Origin of the sequence: Pseudomonas sp. V98_8, from assembly GCF_029967975.1 — a bacterium.
In the GTDB taxonomy this organism is placed as follows: Bacteria; Pseudomonadota; Gammaproteobacteria; order Pseudomonadales; family Pseudomonadaceae; genus Aquipseudomonas; species Aquipseudomonas umsongensis.
The window spans coordinates 114424-128560 of sequence record NZ_JASCAE010000085.1 but is presented as its reverse complement, the minus strand read 5'-3'; the positions used below and the strand labels follow the sequence as shown (position 1 = coordinate 128560).

Below are 14137 nucleotides of genomic sequence, written 5' to 3'. Positions count from 1 at the left end.
AGGGTGGGCTGCCCGATTTCCGACAGCCACTTGTTCAATCGATAGGCATACAGGGCGATGCAACGCTGTTGATCACCGCCCCGAGCATGCCTGGCCCACAGATGAGCTCAGAGCTTTCCCGCGATCCGTGCAGTGCGGTCTACCGCGATACGGGTCTTTTCAACCAGCTCGTCCAGCTCCGCGCGCGTTGCCACAAGTGCCGGCGCCATGATCATGCGGCCCAAGGTCGAACGAATGATCACGCCCTCTTCAAAACCAAAGGTGCGGCACTGCCAGGCCAGGTCGTTTTCGTTGACGAAGCGTTTGCGCGTAGCCTTGTCCTCAGCGAACTGCAAGGCTGCGACGAGGCCCGCGCCCTGGATCTCGCCGATCAGCGGGTGGTTGCCGAACACTTCGCGCAGGATCCGCTGCAAGTACGGTCCGGTATCTTCCTTCACCTGGCGCACGATGCCTTCATCACGCAACGCCTTGAGGTTGGCGAGCGCTACCGCGGCCGCGACCGGGTGTCCGGAATAGGTCAGGCCGTGGGCGAAGACGCCGCCCTGCTCCACCAGCGCATCGGCAATGCGCTTGCCCAGCACCAGGCCACCCATCGGCACGTAACCGGAAGTCAGGCCCTTGGCGATCGACAGGGTGTCCGGCTCGAAACCGAAATACTGGTGGGCGAACCACTCGCCCGTGCGACCAAAACCACCGATCACTTCATCGGCACACAGCAGTACATCGTATTGACGGCAGATGCGCTGGATTTCCGGCCAGTAGCTCTCGGGCGGGAAAATCATGCCGCCAGCGCCCTGGAAAGGCTCGGCGATAAAGCCCGCGACATTTTCGGCGCCCAGCTCAAGAATCTTCTCTTCCAGTTGCAGGGCACAGCGCCGACCAAATTCGGCCGGGGTCAGCTCGCCGCCCTGGGCGTACCAGTAAGGCTCATCGATGTGCGCGACGTCTGGAATCGGGCCGCCCATCTCGTGCATGAATTTCATCCCGCCCAGCGCAGTGGCTGCCAGGGTCGAACCGTGATAACCGTTCCAGCGGCCGATCATGATTTTCTTCTGTGGCTTGCCAACGACCTGCCAGTAACGGCGAACGGTACGGATCAGCACCTCGTTCGCTTCGGAGCCGGAGTTGGTGTAGATGACGTGGCTGTAGTGGCCCGGCAGCAGGCTGAACAGCAGCTCGGACAGTTCGATCACCGCTGGATGCGTGGTGTGGAAGAACATGTTGTAGTACGGCAATTGGTCCATCTGCGCAGCCGCCGCGGCGGTCAGGTCCTTGCGACCGTAGCCGAGCTGGGTGCACCACAGGCCCGACATGCCGTCCAGGTAGCGTTTGTCATCGTTGTCCCAGAGATACAGTCTCTCGCCGCGTACCATCACTCGAGGGCCTTCGGCATTGAGCGCCTTCTGATCCACAAATGCATGGATATGGTGGGCTGCATCGGACTTCTGATAATCCTGAGTCTGCCGTTTCGGTTCGAAGGGTGCATTCATGGCTTTTTTCTCTTTTGTTGGTAGTCACGCGAGGGGGAGCAAGTCCGTTCAGCGGCTCTTGCTCATGTAGCTTTCAAGCGGGTCTTTGCTGAGCACGCCCTGGGCTTCGGCCAACGAATCGATGAACAGTGAGAACAATTCCGATTGCGTGCCGATGTCGAGCTTGCAGTAGACGTTTTTACGGTGAGACTTGATGGTGTCCTCCGACACCCCCAGGCGCTCGGCCAGGGAGCGGGTCGAATGGCCACGCAGGATCAGTTGGGCGATTCGGCATTCGCGCTCGGTCAGGATCGACGAGCCGAAGTTATCCAGTGCCGAGTGGATGCGCTGCTCCAACAGGTTTTCGAAGCGAGCGCCGCGCGTGTCCAGGCCGACAAAATGCTTTTTCAGCAAGGTCAGGACCCAGGGCGCGATGCGCTTGAACTGCTGCGTCGTGGCGGCGTCCAGTTTTTCCGTGAACGCCAGCGAGACAGCCAGGCTCAGTCCGGGAGACAACTGCAGGATGTAGTTCAACTCATCCTGAAGGTGCGAGTGCCGATAGAACGACTGGTAGTACTCGCTGAGTTCGAAGTGGTCGGGAGCGACCTCGGCGAGGTCATAGCAACCGGAGCTGAAGCCTTCCACACAGGCACCGTAGAACGGGTCAAGCAGGTAGAACCCGGACAGGTACTGACGCACATTGCCTTGCGGCAGCCAGGGGCCGTCAAGTTCGAACAGCGCGCTGGGCATGCCACCATGCGGATACTGGTAAAGCGTCGTCGCCTGAATGGGCCAGATACAGCCCAGGGTTTCGAACAGCGTCGCGGTGAATCCCGGTTGACCGATACTCTCGGTCACCTTGGCCATCTGTTCGAACCATTGCGCAGAAACAAACCGATCGTTTTCCACTTCAAAGACTCGCCAAAAGAACGGTTGGGAACGACACGAGGTGACTGGTGCCGGGGTTGAAATGATGTTCCCACGCTCGGAAAACTGCCGATATCACCCGATAGGGTGAGTCGACCAAAGGGTGCCAAACGGCCGCCCCAGATGCCCCACAAGCAGGAAAAGCACGCCACTCCGAGGAGTGCGTGCGGTCGGGTTTTCCCCTGCCACGTCTTGCGACGTGGCCTATGGAAGCGGTGTTAACGAAGCTGGAACCAGGTGGTTTTAAGTTGCGTGTACTTGTCGAATGAATGGAGAGAAAGATCGCGCCCGAAGCCGGACTGCTTGCCGCCACCGAAAGGAATGGCGACATCCAGTGCATCCATGGTGTTGACCGAGACAGTCCCGGCTTTCAATGCCCGTGCCACACGATGAGCTCGGTTCAGGTCATCGCTCCAGACTGAGGCGGCGAGACCATAGATGCTGTCGTTGGCCAACTCAATCGCCTCCTCCTCGGAGTCGAAGGCACTGATGGCCAGCACTGGACCGAAAACCTCCTCACGCGCCAGGCGCATGTTTCTATCCACGCCAGCGAAAATCGTCGGCTGGATGAAGTTCGAAGAGCCATTGAACGTCAGGCGTTCGCCGCCTGCCAGGAGTTTCGCGCCGTCACCACGGGCTTGTTCGATCGCCTGCATGATACGAGCGGCTTGCTCGCTATCCACGATCGCACCGGCTTTGCTTTCAGGGTCCAGCGGATCACCGGGCAGCCAGGCCCGAGCCTTGGCGATCAGGCGCTCGACGAATTCATCATGGATAGAACGTTGCACGTAGAGCCGGGAGTTGGCCGAGCAGACCTCGCCCTGATTGAAGAAAATGCCGAACGCGGCTTTTTCCGCAGCCAGGTCCAGGTCCTGGCAGTCTTCGAAGACCAGGTTCGGGCTCTTGCCGCCGCACTCCAGCCAGACCTGCTTGAGGTTGGACTGCGCCGAGTACTGCATGAAATATTTACCGACCTGGGTCGAGCCGGTGAACACCAGGCAGTCCACATCAGGGTGCAGGCCCAAGGCCTTTCCAGCGCTTTCGCCCAGGCCGGGGACAACGTTCAACACCCCTTTCGGGATGCCGGCTTCGAGCGCCAGTTGACCCAGGCGCAAGGCAGAGAACGGCGATTGCTCGGCGGGCTTGAGGACCACGCTATTACCGGCGGCCAATGCCGGCGCGAGCTTCCAGGCCGCCATGTCCAGCGGGAAGTTCCATGGCACCACGGCAGCAACCACCCCCAGTGCCTCGCGAGTGATGGTGGCGAGGGCATTGCGCGCGGTGGGCGCGACCTGATCGTAGAGCTTGTCCAGGGCCTCACCGTACCAGGAGAACACACTGGCCGCGCCAGGCACGTCGATGTTGTAGGCATCCATGACCGGCTTGCCCATGCTCAGCGAGTCGAGCAATGCCAGCTCCTCGCGGTTGGCCAGGAGCAGTTCGGAGAGCCTGATCAGGATCTTCTTGCGCTCCACCGGAGCCATGTGAGCCCACGTCCCCTCTTCGAACGCCTGGCGAGCCGAACGTACCGCAAGGTTCACTTCGTCCTCGCCACATGCCGCGACACAGGCCAGCCGCTGGTTTGTCGCCGGATTGATCACCTCGAAAGTCGCCCCCGAGGCGCACGCGACCGGCTGCCCTGCGATCAAGGCATTTTCAATGAATGTTTGGCGGGCAGCCCGCTGCTGCCAGTAGTTGAGATCAAGCACACGCTACTCCCATGCCGACCGCCGATACGGTCAGTTTTTATTGGTTTCGCAGGATCATGCTCGACTCTCGCAGCGGGGAAAAATAGTAAAAATGTGTTCGGTTCCCAAGAAAAAACTGGGTAGCAACGAAGTTCTGGAGCAGCAGGCAAGATTCCGTTTTTTTATGCTCGGGATCTAACAAATCTACCGTCTTTGAAATTCCTACATCTACCTGGCACTCCTTCCCACCAGTTGTGCCCAATCTTCATACAACGCTTTCAGATCCTTCTCATAGAGGGGATCGGCTCACCTCATTGAAACTATTGCAGCAGCAAATCTGCCTGCATGCATTCACGTTTCAACGTAAGGAAGCAGCTCTTGAATAAGAAATTAAAACTCCTGGCCTTATCCGCAATCATTGCCACCGCCAGCGGCTGTGTCAGCTACAACAACAGCCAGCCGTCCTCGCCTATCGACAGTACCGTCAAGGCAGACTTGAAAGCGGACATCGCTGTCGGTGACGCGATCTCCGGCCAGTCTTCGGTCAACGTTCTGTTCGGTTTCCTCAAATTTGGTGGCGATTCCCAGTTTGCAGACGGTGTCAGCTATGGCGGTGAGAGCGGCGCCTTGAGCGGTCTTGGCCTTGATCCGGTCAGCGCAGTCAAATCTGCTGCAGCCTACAAAGCGGTCAAATCGTCCGGTGCCGACCTGATCGTCGCCCCTCGCTATGAAGTGAATGAAGAAAACTACTTCATCTTCAAGAAAGTCTCCGTCACGGTAAAAGGTAATAAGGGCAATATCCGCAGCATCCGCTAAAACATCCCCCCCAAGGTGTTTGTTCAGCAAACCATCCATCGCGCGTTTGCAAACCGCAAACTCTAGCGCGCGATACTCCGCAAACAGCTGTGAAGCCAGCTGTTTGCGGATTTAAGAGTTGAGGAATTCGCCGCGCGCCTTTCGGCACGGCTAACTGTCACTCCAGTGAAATACCAGGTTGCGCGCGGCCCCGGAGCCAACATCCGCGGTATCACGTCGCTCCTGACCAGCACGCGATGCAACGACCGTGTACTTGCCAGGCGGCAGCTGAACGTAAACCAGCGGACCGGCCTCAGTCAGGGTCAACACGCTTTTCCCCTGCGCATTTTGAATGGCGACATTTACATCCGGAATGTATTCGTTACCGACGCCGACGGAGAATGTCATATGCAGGTTGTAACCCTTGGTTTGCTGGATGGCCTTCGCCTCATCTTCACCGATACCACCCGACAGGTAGGCAACTCCGTTTTGTTCCTGGCGTTGGACCTGCACACCCGAAGTGTCGATCGGCTCAAGGTTGGCGGCCTGCGCAACAGGATTCATCAACACGCCGAAAGCGACAAAAAAGGGCAGGAATAGTGACTGCACGTACTTCATGATGACGCCTCCCGGGTTCCGCGGAACCCAATCGTTACTTAATTTTGATTTCCGGCGCGGTCGTCATGTTTTAGAACGATTTGTACTTGAATGCGCTACGAAACGTACTACAAGGATCGGCTCGGCGTGCGGGCTACGGAAAACTATTGCTTTCGACGTTGGCCAAGGTACTGACAGTAGAGTTTGGCAATGGCTTTGACGCCTCCAACCTTCGTACATGCGCCTGTTCTATAAAGCGTTCCCACTTTGTGACGCACTGCGTCACGAATTGAGCTGGACCCACTATCGCAGGCTGCTGCGGGTCGACAGAGACCCGGTTGTGCTGGAGTTTCTTGGCCTGCCGCTGGATCGAGAGCGGGCAGTGCTTGAAGAGCGGCTTCATCGGGAGCCATGATGGATTGTTCATGTACGGTGCGAAGACTATTGTAGGCAGCTACCCGCAAAGGTCCGACGCCAATGAATTTGCAGGACGCCCCCTCACTCGCCCCGACTCAAATCGAGCTGCCGCTAACGGCTGGCACTTCGGGCGAACCGTTCAAGCAAGCTGCCGCCGACGGTTTCATCCTTGGCGGCTTCACCTGGCGGCATGCGCGGCAGGACACCTCCCGGGCAGTGGTCATCATCAACGCCGCCACGTCGGTCCGCTGCCGACACTACTCGCGTTTCGCCGATTACCTGTTTGCCAACGGCTTCGATGTCATCACCTACGACTACCGCGGTATTGGCGAATCACGGCCAGCGTCTATGAAAGGACTGAAAGCGACCTGGTCCGACTGGGGCGCCCTGGACTTCGAGGCGATGCTCAAGCGCGTACAGCGTGAATTTCCCGGCCAGCCGATCGACGTGGTCGGTCACAGCTTTGGAGGCTGCGCTGCGGGCCTGGGAGCATCCGGCCAGCTCATTCGCCACCTGGTGACGGTCGGCGCGCAATTCGCTTACTGGCGCGACTACGCGTCCGCTCACCGCTGGCGGATGTTTGCCAAGTGGCATGTGGTAATGCCGCTGGTGACGAGGCTATGTGGATATTTTCCCGGCAAACGCCTCGGCTGGCTGGAAGACACCCCAGCCGGTGTAGTCCAAGACTGGAGCACGCCCACCGCTCGTTACGAAAAGCGCCCCAGCGGCCAGGACAGCCATGTCAGGAACTTCGCTGCGGTCACCGCGAAAACCCTGGCGATCAGCATCAGCGACGATCCCTACGGCACAATCGCGGCCATTGAACGCCTGCTCGGCTACTTCACTGGCAGCACAAACACCCACCTGCGCATTACCCCTGAAGACATCGGCGAACAAGAAGTTGGACATTTCGCCTTTTTTCGCAGCGCATACCAAGCCACACTATGGCCCATCGCACTGTCCTGGCTGCAAGCCGGCGAGCTGGCCCCCGGTACGCCCGGGCAAACAGTGCCACGCAACTGAGCCACCAGCCCTTTTCAACGAAATACGGAACGACGCCCATGGCCTCCGCCAACAAGCAGCACAAACGCGCCTCCCGCGCCAAGGCCAAGGCCAAGCAGAACCGCACCCAGCGAGCTGCCGCGCCGGTCGAGCTCGACCCGAACGACGACCGCATCGATTTCGAATCGGTGGACCTTACCGAGTTGTTCAAGAAAATGATCGACGCCGAGAAGATCAGCCAGCAAGCCATGTGCGCGGCCTTCCTCGAAGACCCGTTGCTGGAACTGGTGTACGAGCAGGAAGGCGAAGAAGGCGCGATGGACTTTATCCTCGCCGCACTGATTGAATATCGCCAATGGTCGGCCGAAACCGACGAAGCGGGCGCCCTGGCGTGGATCGAATCACCAGCCTTCCAGGCTGACTACGTGGCGGCGTCCGACGCCATCGCGGCACAAACCCAACAGAAACCGAACTGAGTTCCCATGGCCTCCCTGAACAAGCAACAGAAACGCGCCAAACGCGCAAAAGCCAAAGCCAAGCAGATCAATATCCACGGCAGAAAACCCGCCGCGCTGGACGATGACCTTGGCGAAATCGGCGAGCCGATCCCGGAATACACCCTGGCCATGTTCAGCAAAATGCGCGACGCCGAAGCCCTCAGCCGCAGCGAAATGCTCTCCGTGCTGCTGACGAATCTCGCCTTCATCATCATCGACCATCCAGAACTGCTGGACATGGAAAACGCCGATGACGAAGGCATGGCCGCCACTCACCTGGCCGCCGATATGCTGATCGACTACCGCATGTGGGCCGATGGCATGGACCGCGACGCCGCCCAGGCATGGCTGAGCGAGCCACAGTTCATCGCCGATTTCAGCGCAGCACTGGATGTCTACCGCGAGTCGCTGGAAACACCGGAAGAAAAAGCCGAGTAACGGTTACGCCTCAAACAAAAACGGCCGCTTGTCATCACTGACAGCGGCCGTTTTGCGTTACGCGGTATGAATCAGTTCAACACCACCGCGCCACCTTTTTCCAGCTTGCGGCGGCGAGCCACCAGCAAACCAGCAGCCACCACCAGCACGCTGAGCAGGCCAGTCGCGAGGATTTCCACACGATGAGCTTCCTGGAACAGCATGATGGTCAGGGCACCGACGATGAAAATGATCACCGCGTAGGTCAGGCCCGGGAACAACCACATGCTGAAAACGATTTTCTCGCCGCGAGCCATACGCTGCTTGCGCATGCGCAGTTGCGAGATCGCAATTACCAGGTAAACCAGCAACGCAATGGCGCCGGAGCTGGCCAGCAGGAACTCGAACACCGCAGCCGGGGCCACGTAGTTGGCGAAGGTTGCCAGGAACGCAGCACCAGTGGACAGCATCACCGCCCAGTAAGGGGTGCCGCTTTTGTTGGTGCGAGTAGACATGGCCGGCGCATCGCCGCGCTTGCCCAGGGAGAACAGCATGCGCGACGAGGTGTACAGCGCCGAGTTCAGGCAGCTGGTCACGGCGACCAGTACGACAATATCGACGATCATCTTGGCGTTAGGAATGCCCATGCGCTCAAGCACGGTCTGGTAGGAGCCCAGGCTCGCCAGCACCGGATCGTTCCAAGGCACCAGGGCCACGACGATGAAAATGGATACGAGGTAGAACAAGCCGATCCGCCAGATCACCGAGTTGGTGGCCTTGGAGATTTGCTTGCCAGGGTTCTTCGATTCCGCGGCCGCAATGGTCACGATCTCGGTGCCCATGAAGGAGAACATGGTGGTCAGGATGGCGCCCAACACCGCGCCCATGCCGTTTGGCAGGAAGCCCTGGGTGTCGAACAGATGGGAAACGCCGCTGACCTGGCTGCCCGGCAGGAAGCCGAAAATGGCCATGACGCCCAGAACAATGAAGCCGATGATGGCCAACACTTTGATCAGGGCAAACCAGAACTCGAACTCACCGTAGTTCTTCACGCTGAACAGGTTGGTCACGGTCAACAGCATAGTGATGACCAGGGCAAAGGCCCAGATATCCACACCTGGGAACCAGGCGTGCAGGATGGTTGCGGCGGCGTTGGCTTCCAACGGGATCACCAGGACCCAGAACCACCAGTACAGCCAGCCGATGGTGAAACCGGCCCAGTGACCAATCGCGCGATCGGCGTATGTCGAGAAGGAGCCCGTGTCCGGCGAGGCAACAGCCATTTCACCGAGCATGCGCATCACCAGCACTACCAGCATGCCGGCGGCGGCGTAAGCCAAGAGCACGGCCGGGCCTGCTGCAGCGATGGCGTGGCCCGAGCCAACGAACAGGCCGGCGCCGATAACCCCGGCGATCGACAGCATGGTGACATGCCGCGGTTTGAGCCCCTGTTCGAGGCCGTTAGAGCTTTGGATACTGCTCATTGAAACTACCTTTGTAAGGAAAAGCGAATGCATGCATCCCGCTTGTGTTCCTTCTTGTAAAAAGAAACAAACGGGGCGTTCCGGAATCTGCACGCAATAATTGCGCCAAAATGTTTCAAAGCCGTCTAACTCGGGAATTCCCCCCTGACCGGACAGTCATCGCAAGCCATTGATATTAATGGCACTTTGCCAGAGCGTTACCCTGCGACTCACTTTAGGAGCGATCCAGCGCACCGGAAACACACGTAAAAATTCCTCGACGCACGATAAAAGGGCAGATCCGGCACCTTTGGCCCGTTAGCGCTTCCAACCCCCCGCCAAAGCTGGCAACATCGCGCCCTTTTTTACGCGACAGCCGCCGCGCTTTTGTCTGAAAGCAGGGTTCAAACGACTGTTCGGTTGTTGATGGGGCGACAGTCTGCTGTGCCGATGCGACAACCTGCCACATACCACCCGTTTACTGCCCGTAGCGCTGTTGGCTGCCCTTGAAACGCTATGCTAGCTTGGCCGCCTCGCCAGGAAGGCCACCAACAGCAGGAGCGAATACACAATGAGGAACGCACATGGCTGAGGCCACGCCCGCGCTTGAAATCCGCAACTTGCACAAACGCTACGGCTCGCTGGAGGTACTCAAGGGTATCTCGCTGACCGCCCGCGACGGCGACGTGATCTCGATCCTCGGCTCTTCCGGCTCCGGCAAGTCCACGTTCCTGCGTTGCATCAACCTGCTGGAAAACCCACACCAGGGTCAGATCCTGGTGGCCGGCGAGGAACTCAAGCTCAAGGCCGCGAAGAACGGCGAACTGGTCGCTGCCGACGGCAAGCAGATCAACCGACTGCGCAGCGAAATAGGCTTTGTGTTTCAAAACTTTAACCTGTGGCCGCACATGAGCGTGCTCGACAACATCATCGAGGCCCCGCGCCGCGTGCTCGGCCAAAGCAAGGCCGAAGCCATCGAAGTCGCCGAAGCCCTGCTGGCCAAGGTCGGCATCGCCGACAAGCGCCACGCCTACCCGGCGCAATTGTCCGGCGGCCAGCAACAACGCGCGGCCATCGCCCGCACCCTGGCCATGCAGCCCAAGGTCATCCTGTTCGACGAGCCCACTTCCGCGCTTGACCCGGAAATGGTCCAGGAAGTACTTAATGTCATCCGCGCACTGGCCGAAGAAGGCCGCACCATGCTGCTGGTCACCCATGAGATGGGCTTTGCCCGTCAGGTCTCCAGCGAAGTGGTGTTCCTCCACCAGGGCCTGGTAGAAGAGCAAGGATCGCCACAGCAGGTGTTTGAAAACCCGCTTTCGGCGCGCTGCAAACAATTCATGTCCAGCAACCGCTAACGGAGCTAACCGCATGCGCAATTACAAGAAGGTCTTCCTGGCCGCCGCCGTTACCCTGGCGTTCAGCGCCGGTGCCATGGCCGAAACCCTGAAGATGGGCATCGAAGCGGCCTACCCGCCGTTCAACAATAAAGATGCCAGTGGCAATGTCGTCGGCTTCGACAAGGAAATCGGCGACGCCCTGTGCGCCAAGATGAAAGTCGAGTGCACCGTCGTGACCTCCGACTGGGACGGCATCATCCCGGCCCTCAACGCCAAGAAGTTCGACTTCCTGATCTCCTCGATGTCGATCACCGACGAGCGCAAGCAAGCGGTGGACTTCACCGACCCGTACTACTCCAACAAGCTGCAGTTCATCGCCAAGAAGGACGTCGATTTCAAGACCGACAAGGCTTCCCTGCAGGGCAAAGTGATCGGCGCGCAGCGCGCGACGCTGGCGGGTACCTGGCTGGAAGACAACATGGAAGGCGTTGAAGTCAAACTCTACGACACCCAGGAAAACGCTTACCTGGACCTGACTTCCGGTCGCCTGGACGGCATCCTGGCCGACAAGTACGTCAACTACGAGTGGCTCAAGAGCGACGCAGGCAAATCCTACGAGTTCAAAGGCGACCCAGTGGAAGAAAGCGACAAGATCGGTATCGCCGTTCGCAAGAACGACCCTATCCGCGAGAAGCTGAACACTGCGCTCAAAGAAATCGTTGCCGACGGCACCTACAAGAAGATCAACGACAAGTACTTCCCGTTCAGCATCTATTGATCCTGACCTGCCTGACCGGCGCCTGATGGCGCCGTTCACGGTATTGCCTGCCGCGATTTGAAAAGAAATCCATGATTATCGACCTCTACGGATTCGGCCCGGCGCTCGCCGCTGGCGCGCTGATGACTGTGAAACTGGCACTCTCGGCCCTGTGCCTGGGGCTGGTGCTCGGTCTGCTCGGCGCCTTGGCCAAGACTTCCCCGTACAAGCCGTTGCAATGGCTTGGCGGCACATACTCGACACTGGTTCGCGGCATCCCGGAGCTGCTCTGGGTGCTGTTGATCTACTTCGGCACCGTTAACCTGATGCGCGCCCTGGGCGAGTTTTTCGGTAACCCCGACCTTGAGCTCAATGCCTTCGCAGCGGGCGTCATTGCCCTGGGCCTGTGCTTTGGCGCCTACGCCACGGAAGTATTTCGCGGTGCGATCCTCGCCATCCCCAAAGGCCATCGTGAAGCCGGCGTGGCCCTGGGCCTGTCGAAATTTCGCATCTTCACCAAGTTGATCATGCCGCAGATGTGGCGCATCGCCCTGCCGGGCCTGGGCAACCTGTTCATGATCCTGATGAAGGACACCGCGCTGGTGTCGGTGATCGGCCTGGAAGAAATCATGCGTCACGCGCAAATCGGCGTGACCGTCTCCAAGCAACCGTTCACCTTTTATATGGTTGCGGCGTTCATGTATCTGAGTCTGACGATTCTGGCCATGACCGGCATGCACTTCCTGGAAAAACGCGCCGCTCGCGGCTTCGCGAGGAGCGCCCAATGAACTGGGAAGTCATCATCAAGTGGCTGCCGAAACTGGCCCAGGGCGCAACCCTGACCCTGGAACTGGTCGCCATTGCCGTCATCGCCGGCCTGCTGCTGGCGATTCCATTGGGCATCGCGCGTTCGTCGCGCCTGTGGTGGGTGCGAGCGTTTCCCTACGCCTACATCTTCTTTTTCCGTGGTACGCCATTGCTGGTCCAACTGTTCCTGGTCTATTACGGGCTGGCGCAGTTCGACGTGATCCGTAATAGCTCAATGTGGCCCTACCTTCGCGACCCGTTCTGGTGTGCCACGGCGACCATGACCCTGCACACCGCCGCCTACATCGCTGAAATCCTGCGCGGCGCGATCCAGGCGATACCGCCGGGTGAGATCGAAGCGGCACGGGCGCTGGGCATGTCCAAGGCCAAGGCGCTGATCTACATCATGCTGCCCCGCGCCGCGCGCATCGGCCTGCCGGCCTACAGCAACGAGGTGATCCTGATGCTCAAGGCCAGCGCCCTGGCCAGCACCGTGACGTTGCTGGAACTGACCGGCATGGCCCGCACCATCATTGCCCGAACCTACCTGCCGGTGGAGATATTCTTCGCCGCTGGCATGTTCTATCTGCTGATGGCCTACGTGCTGGTACGCGGCTTCAAGCTGCTGGAGCGCTGGTTGCGCGTCGATGCCTGCCAAGGGCGTTGATCCTCAGGTGCTGACGGGCGAGGAACTGCTCGCCCGTTTCACCGTGCTGGACACTTTTCTGACAGCGCATCAGGCCCTGTGGAAACCTCGCCCCTTCACACATCTGCAACTGCCCTGGGAAACCACCTACCCCGAACTCGCCACCTGGCTTCGCGGGCGATCGCTGGAAGAGGCGGAAAGCGCTCACAACCACCCTGCCCTTGTGGATGCGCCGCAGCCTTTTGCTTCGTTGGCGGATATTTCCCTGGCGCTGAGTGCGCTGGATGAATTGCCTGCTCATACGCTCGAAGCGCCAGCTCATCGATTGAATGTGGATGTACCAGGGCGCAAGTGGCAGCAAATTGAAGCCTTTGCCGGTCGACTGCAGTTTGCTGATTCCGCCAGGCATTGGCTGGACTGGTGCTCGGGCAAGGGACACCTGGGCCGCCGCCTGCTACAACCCGGACAGCAACTCACCTGCCTGGAATACGATCCAGCGCTGGTTGCCAGCGGCCAGGCACTCAGCCAGCACCATCGACTGCACGCGCTGCATGTCGAACAGGACGTACTGGCGGCCAATGCGGCAGCGCTATTGGAAGCTCGACATACACCCGTCGCACTGCATGCCTGCGGCGATTTGCACGTGCGACTGATCCGGCTCGCCAGCGCAGCCGGCTGCAAGCAACTGGCCATCGCCCCTTGCTGCTACAACCGGACCCACCTGACACGGTATTCGCCGATGTCCTCGGCCGCGCAACACTCTGACCTGCAGCTGTCCCTCGATGATCTGGGGCTGCCAATGAGTGAAACCGTCACCGCCGGCGCTCGTGTACGGCGTCAACGCGATACGTCGATGGCCCGACGCCTGGGCTTTGACTTGTTGCAAAGGCAACTGCGCGGCGTCGACGAGTACCTGCCAACCCCATCCCTGCCCAGCGCCTGGCTGGAAAAACCCTTTGCCGAATACTGCCAGCACTTGGCCGAACTCAAAGAGTTATCCACAGTCGGCGCCCAAAATTGGCCCGAGCTCGAGGCCGCCGGATGGCAGCGCCTTGCCCAAGTACGCAACCTAGAGCTCCTGCGCGGACTTTTCCGACGCCCATTGGAGCTTTGGCTGGTGTTGGATCGTGCTCTTTTCCTGCAAGAACAGGGTTACACCGTTCGCCTCGGCACCTTCTGCGAACCCTCGATCACACCGCGTAACATCCTGCTGCTGGCGGAACACCCTTAACGCCTCACAGCCTGTGGATAACTCTGTTGATGAAATATTAATGGATCCAATATTTACAGCTGCTTCAGCCCTGAAACAACGCCG

14 protein-coding genes and 1 pseudogene are annotated in these 14137 nt (G+C 59.3%); 10 read left to right on the top strand and 5 right to left on the bottom strand.

Annotation, left to right across the window (positions count from 1 at the left end; translation table 11 throughout):
* Nucleotides 1-107: 107 nt before the first annotated feature.
* The 3 genes from QLG10_RS26805 to QLG10_RS26795 all read right to left on the bottom strand — a co-directional run bounded on the left by QLG10_RS26805 (nucleotide 108) and on the right by QLG10_RS26795 (nucleotide 4105).
* Complete coding sequence (locus tag QLG10_RS26805) at nucleotides 108-1490, bottom strand: aspartate aminotransferase family protein (protein WP_110751941.1); 1383 nt, start codon at nucleotides 1488-1490, stop codon at nucleotides 108-110.
* A 48-nt stretch (nucleotides 1491-1538) separates the two neighbouring features.
* Nucleotides 1539-2336 carry a helix-turn-helix transcriptional regulator gene (locus QLG10_RS26800; protein WP_110751939.1) on the bottom strand — a complete coding sequence of 266 codons (798 nt, stop codon included), beginning with the start codon at nucleotides 2334-2336 and terminating at the stop codon, nucleotides 1539-1541.
* 278 nt (nucleotides 2337-2614) lie between these two features.
* The gene (locus QLG10_RS26795; protein WP_282488305.1) at nucleotides 2615-4105 is read right to left on the bottom strand and encodes an aldehyde dehydrogenase; all 1491 of its coding nucleotides are present in this window, start codon (nucleotides 4103-4105) and stop codon (nucleotides 2615-2617) included.
* A 357-nt stretch (nucleotides 4106-4462) separates the two neighbouring features.
* On the opposite strand from QLG10_RS26795, the gene QLG10_RS26790 reads away from it, so the two are divergent.
* Complete coding sequence (locus QLG10_RS26790; protein WP_248678721.1) at nucleotides 4463-4900, top strand: hypothetical protein; 438 nt, start codon at nucleotides 4463-4465, stop codon at nucleotides 4898-4900.
* A 150-nt stretch (nucleotides 4901-5050) separates the two neighbouring features.
* Here the strand turns inward: QLG10_RS26790 and QLG10_RS26785 are convergent, their stop codons facing one another.
* Complete coding sequence (locus QLG10_RS26785; protein ID WP_110751933.1) at nucleotides 5051-5497, bottom strand: carboxypeptidase regulatory-like domain-containing protein; 447 nt, start codon at nucleotides 5495-5497, stop codon at nucleotides 5051-5053.
* Between the two features lie 119 nt (nucleotides 5498-5616).
* Between QLG10_RS26785 and QLG10_RS26780 the strand changes: the two are divergent.
* From QLG10_RS26780 to QLG10_RS26765, 4 genes and pseudogenes are all read left to right on the top strand, one after another.
* Nucleotides 5617-5804 (top strand): annotated as a pseudogene (locus QLG10_RS26780) (DUF1016 N-terminal domain-containing protein); the annotation flags it as partial.
* Nucleotides 5805-5953: 149 nt separating this feature from the next.
* Nucleotides 5954-6916 (top strand): alpha/beta fold hydrolase, encoded by a 963-nt coding sequence (locus QLG10_RS26775; RefSeq protein ID WP_188265087.1) that lies wholly within the window; start codon nucleotides 5954-5956, stop codon nucleotides 6914-6916.
* 38 nt (nucleotides 6917-6954) lie between these two features.
* Nucleotides 6955-7371: a hypothetical protein gene (locus QLG10_RS26770; RefSeq protein WP_033038928.1), complete on the top strand. Its 417-nt coding sequence runs from the start codon at nucleotides 6955-6957 to the stop codon at nucleotides 7369-7371.
* A 6-nt stretch (nucleotides 7372-7377) separates the two neighbouring features.
* A complete protein-coding gene (locus tag QLG10_RS26765) occupies nucleotides 7378-7830 on the top strand; it encodes a hypothetical protein (RefSeq protein WP_110751927.1) in 453 nt (150 codons plus the stop codon).
* Between the two features lie 71 nt (nucleotides 7831-7901).
* Here the strand turns inward: QLG10_RS26765 and gabP are convergent, their stop codons facing one another.
* Entirely contained in the window at nucleotides 7902-9293 is a 1392-nt protein-coding gene (gabP, locus tag QLG10_RS26760; protein WP_020795752.1) for a GABA permease, read from the bottom strand.
* 563 nt (nucleotides 9294-9856) lie between these two features.
* Here gabP and QLG10_RS26755 point away from each other — a divergent pair.
* The 5 genes from QLG10_RS26755 (at nucleotide 9857) to QLG10_RS26735 (ending at nucleotide 14053) form a co-directional block, all read left to right on the top strand.
* Entirely contained in the window at nucleotides 9857-10630 is a 774-nt protein-coding gene (locus QLG10_RS26755; protein ID WP_007972784.1) for an ABC transporter ATP-binding protein, read from the top strand.
* Between the two features lie 13 nt (nucleotides 10631-10643).
* Entirely contained in the window at nucleotides 10644-11390 is a 747-nt protein-coding gene (locus tag QLG10_RS26750; RefSeq protein ID WP_020795753.1) for an ABC transporter substrate-binding protein, read from the top strand.
* Between the two features lie 71 nt (nucleotides 11391-11461).
* Nucleotides 11462-12157, top strand: coding sequence for an ABC transporter permease (locus QLG10_RS26745; RefSeq protein ID WP_020795754.1), 696 nt, complete (start codon nucleotides 11462-11464; stop codon nucleotides 12155-12157).
* Nucleotides 12154-12843, top strand: a complete 690-nt coding sequence (locus QLG10_RS26740) for an ABC transporter permease (RefSeq protein WP_110751925.1) — start codon at nucleotides 12154-12156, stop codon at nucleotides 12841-12843. Before QLG10_RS26745 ends, QLG10_RS26740 begins: the two co-directional genes overlap by 4 nt.
* Nucleotides 12824-14053: a methyltransferase gene (locus QLG10_RS26735; RefSeq protein ID WP_282488304.1), complete on the top strand. Its 1230-nt coding sequence runs from the start codon at nucleotides 12824-12826 to the stop codon at nucleotides 14051-14053. Before QLG10_RS26740 ends, QLG10_RS26735 begins: the two co-directional genes overlap by 20 nt.
* The last annotated feature ends 84 nt before the right edge of the window (nucleotides 14054-14137 follow it).